At 68.3% G+C, this 1,252-nt stretch carries 1 protein-coding gene; it reads left to right on the forward strand.

The window, feature by feature from the left end:
• The coding region (locus tag HMPREF2914_RS10870) for an amino acid adenylation domain-containing protein (RefSeq protein ID WP_139148203.1) at positions 1-1,252 on the forward strand (1,252 nt) is incomplete at both ends.

Here is a 1,252-nt window from a genome sequence, read left to right on the forward strand (position 1 = left end):
TCTGGAACCGCAGCGACTCGGGCTATCCGGCAACGCCGCTGGTACACCAGCGAGTGGCCGAGCGGGCGCGTATGGCGCCGGATGCGGTGGCGGTGATCTTCGACGAGGAAAAGCTCACCTACGCCGAGCTGGATAGCCGGGCCAACCGCCTGGCACATGCGTTGATCGCCCGAGGCGTCGGCCCCGAAGTGCGGGTGGCGATCGCCATGCAGCGCAGCGCGGAGATCATGGTGGCGTTCCTGGCGGTACTGAAGGCCGGCGGCGCCTACGTGCCGCTGGACATCGAATACCCGCGCGAGCGCCTGCTGTACATGATGCAGGACAGTCGCGCGCACCTGCTGCTGACCCATAGCCACCTGCTGGAGCGTCTGCCGATCCCCGAGGGGTTGTCCTGCCTGTCCGTGGATCGCGAGGAGGAGTGGGCCGGCTTCCCCGCCCATGATCCAGAGGTGGCGCTGCACGGCGACAACCTGGCCTATGTGATCTACACCTCCGGCTCCACCGGCATGCCCAAGGGCGTGGCGGTGTCCCACGGTCCGTTGATCGCCCATATCGTGGCCACCGGCGAGCGCTACGAGATGACCCCGGAGGACTGCGAGCTGCACTTCATGTCGTTCGCCTTCGACGGTTCCCACGAAGGCTGGATGCACCCGTTGATCAACGGCGCGCGGGTGCTGATCCGCGACGACAGCCTGTGGCTGCCGGAACGGACCTACGCCGAGATGCATCGCCACGGGGTAACGGTGGGGGTGTTCCCGCCGGTGTACCTGCAGCAACTGGCCGAGCATGCCGAGCGCGACGGCAATCCGCCGCCGGTACGGGTCTATTGCTTCGGCGGCGACGCGGTGGCGCAGGCCAGCTATGACCTGGCGTGGCGGGCGCTGAAGCCGAAGTACCTGTTCAACGGCTACGGCCCGACCGAGACGGTGGTGACGCCGCTGCTGTGGAAAGCACGGGCGGGCGATGCCTGCGGCGCGGCCTACATGCCGATCGGTACGCTGCTGGGCAACCGTAGCGGCTACATCCTCGACGGGCAGTTGAACCTGCTGCCGGTAGGCGTGGCGGGCGAACTGTACCTGGGCGGGGAAGGGGTGGCGCGCGGCTACCTGGAGCGTCCGGCGCTGACCGCCGAGCGTTTCGTGCCGGATCCCTTTGGTGCGCCGGGCAGCCGGCTGTACCGCAGCGGCGACCTGACTCGTGGGCGTGCGGATGGGGTGGTGGACTACCTCGGACGGGTGGACCACCAGGTGAA

Source organism: Pseudomonas sp. HMSC067G02, from assembly GCF_001813485.1.
Classification (GTDB): domain Bacteria; phylum Pseudomonadota; class Gammaproteobacteria; order Pseudomonadales; family Pseudomonadaceae; genus Pseudomonas; species Pseudomonas aeruginosa.